Origin of the sequence: Arthrobacter sp. (genome assembly GCF_030540645.1) — a bacterium.
Lineage (GTDB): Bacteria > Actinomycetota > Actinomycetes > Actinomycetales > Micrococcaceae > Specibacter.
This window is the reverse complement of sequence record NZ_JAUNVV010000153.1, coordinates 1-2546: the sequence shown is the minus strand read 5'-3', so window position 1 is coordinate 2546 and position 2546 is coordinate 1. Positions and strand designations below refer to the sequence as shown.

Genomic DNA, 2546 nt, shown 5'->3' with positions numbered 1-2546 from the left:
TGATGTAGATGCCGTTGCGCTCCGTGAGGATGAATCGCTTCATCTTCGGGTTCCAACGACGGGTCTGGTGTCCAAAGTGGACGCCGCTGTCAAGCAGCTGGCGCATTGTTACGACGGGCATGCCGACGCTCCTTCTTGTAATTTTACGGTTGTTTAGCGTTTGGTTCTGCCCGGAAATCCGGTAAGTTCCTGCGCTCCTGGCACCCATCGTGCATTCCATCAACCACCGTCAGGCGGACCGTATGGGCACAATCCATCAGCAGGATCCGAAAAACTTTCCGGTACCTCATCAGGGTGGGGTGCGCGTAGTCAGTGCACAATCAGCGCACTGCTGCATCAATACTACTACAACGCAGCAACCGCGGCGGACCACATCCACTCCCCCACAGCCCCTATTTCCCGTTGTTTTGCCCACACATTGGCGTACCAGCCACCCGACCTCGACGGAGCAAGGGCACCATGGATGAATGATCATGCTTATTGGTTCCTGGCGCCTGGTCCAGAGGATGAGAATGCCAGGCTTCCTTCTGGCCATCGTGATGATGTTGCTTGCCACCTCTGCTTCCTCACCAGCATCTTTTGCTGCTGGTGTCGGTGGGGCCTCGATGTCGCATTCCGCTGTGCTTGCCGGACCTCGTCCGACGTCGGCCAATCCCCTGCCAGCCTCCCTCGCCTGGGGATGGCCGTTGGCAGGAAAGCCGCAGGTGGTGCACACCTTCGATCCGCCGTCCAAGCCATGGCTGTCCGGGCACCGTGGCGTCGATCTGGCCGCCACTCAGGGGGCACCGGTTCTTGCGCCGACTGACGGGGTCGTGTCGTTTGCCGGCAAAGTGGTAGACCGCTTCGTCCTGACCATTGCCACGCAGGACGGGTTGCGGCTGAGTTTTGAGCCTGTTGCTTCTGCGTTGAAGGCAGGCGATAAGATCAATCGAGGCCAGGTTTTGGGTGCTGTTGAAGGAATCACGCATTGCGACGTCGGCACCTCAGGGGTTTCCAGCTGCCTGCATTGGGGTGTGCGACGTGGAGATGAATATTTGAATCCCCTGCAATTCATCCTGGACCTGCGCCCCTCGGTGCTACTCCCCCTGCGTGACTGAGCCGGGGAAGCAGAACCGCGCACTTAGACGATTGCGGAAATACCTGTGATGGCCCGTCCTGTTACGAGGGTGTTGATCTCGTAGGTGCCTTCGTAGGAGTAGATGGCCTCTGCGTCGGCAAAGATTTTGGCCATTTCGTAGTCGGTGACAATGCCGTTGCCGCCGAAGAGGCTCCGGCCCATGGCGACAGTTTCACGCATGCGCGCCGTCGTGAATGCCTTGGCGAGCGCGGATTGCTCGTCCCTGACCTGACCCAGGTCCTCGAGTTGGGACAGCCGGACCATCATCGATGTCGAGGCGACGGTGTTGCCAAGCATCTTCACCAGCTGGTCCTGCACCATTTGGAAGGAGGCGATGGGACGGCCAAATTGCTGGCGCTCCACGGCGTATCGGCGGGCAACGTCGAAGGCGGCCATTTGCTGTCCTACGGCCTGCCACGCCACGGCCAGGCGGGTGACCTTGAGAACCTTGTTGACGTCGCGGAAGCTGTTTCCGCCGGCAAGCTTGAACTCATGCGAAACCACAACGTTCTCCAGCGTGATGTCGGCGTTTTGCACTGTGCGCAGAGCCGTCTTGTTTTCGATCTTGCTGGCGCTGTAGCCGGGCAGGGTGGTGTCAACGAGGAAGGCCTTGACCTGGTTGTCTGCCACGTCACGTGCGTAGATGACCACCCAGTCGGAGAACGTGGCGTTGCCGATCCACCGCTTGACGCCGTTGAGGATCCAGTTGTCGCCATCCCGCACTGCCGTGGTGCGCGTGCCGCCGGCAACATCGGATCCACCCAGCGGTTCCGTCAGGCCAAAGGCGCCGATTTTCTTCATGGCGTAAATGTCAGGAAGCCATGCAGCCTTCTGTTCTTCAGAGGCCAAGGCTTCGATGGAGCCGGCGAACAGGCCGTCGTGCACTCCCATGAACGTGGCGAGCGAGGCGTCTGCCCTGGTGAATTCAGCATGGCTCAATCCGGCATACAAGCTGGAGTAGCCCTGCCGGTGGACAGGGCTCATGATGTCCAGTTCGGCCAGCTTGGGGATGATCTCCATGGGGAATTCCGCGCGGTTCCAGCAGTCGGTGGCAATGGGCTTTACTTCCTTGCCCAGGAAGTCCCGAAGTTCTTGCAAGCGTTCCCGCTCTTCACTGGAGAGCATCTGCTCAAATCCATAGAAGTCGCCATCGGCGTAGGGAAGGTTGTTTAGATCTACTGCTGCCTTGGACACGGCATTCCTTTGCTCGAACTCTTTGTTGGTCAGTCAACAGCTCAGCCCAGCGCCAAACATGTTACTCATGAGTAACATACCGTCTTCGCGTGATCCACGCAACAGGCGGGTGGTCCTCGGATCTCGATGGTCGCCACTCGTAGGGTACGCAGCACTCTTGGGGGCTGTTGTGGGGGGGGGGCGGCCGCGGGGGATGCCGCGCCGCCCCCCACCACCCCCCCCCCGCCCTGTTGTT

General features: G+C 59.9%; 3 protein-coding genes. 1 reads left to right on the top strand and 2 read right to left on the bottom strand.

Annotated features, from left to right (window positions below; genetic code table 11):
• A partial coding sequence (locus Q4P21_RS16145; protein ID WP_303389740.1) for a 30S ribosomal protein S2 occupies nucleotides 1–121 on the bottom strand: 121 nt, incomplete at its 3' end.
• Between the two features lie 391 nt (nucleotides 122–512).
• Between Q4P21_RS16145 and Q4P21_RS16140 the strand changes: the two genes are divergently transcribed.
• Nucleotides 513–1097 carry a M23 family metallopeptidase gene (locus Q4P21_RS16140; RefSeq protein WP_303389739.1) on the top strand — a complete coding sequence of 195 codons (585 nt, stop codon included), beginning with the start codon at nucleotides 513–515 and terminating at the stop codon, nucleotides 1095–1097.
• A gap of 23 nt (nucleotides 1098–1120) precedes the next feature.
• Here Q4P21_RS16140 and Q4P21_RS16135 read toward each other — a convergent pair whose 3' ends face one another.
• Entirely contained in the window at nucleotides 1121–2311 is a 1191-nt protein-coding gene (locus Q4P21_RS16135) for an acyl-CoA dehydrogenase family protein (RefSeq protein ID WP_303389738.1), read from the bottom strand.
• Between the last annotated feature and the right edge of the window lie 235 nt (nucleotides 2312–2546).

Coding starts and splice junctions, on each gene's coding strand:
- Q4P21_RS16140 (WP_303389739.1), top strand. CDS start 513: ATGCCAGGCTTCCTTCTGGCCATCGTGATGATGTTGCTTGCCACCTCT.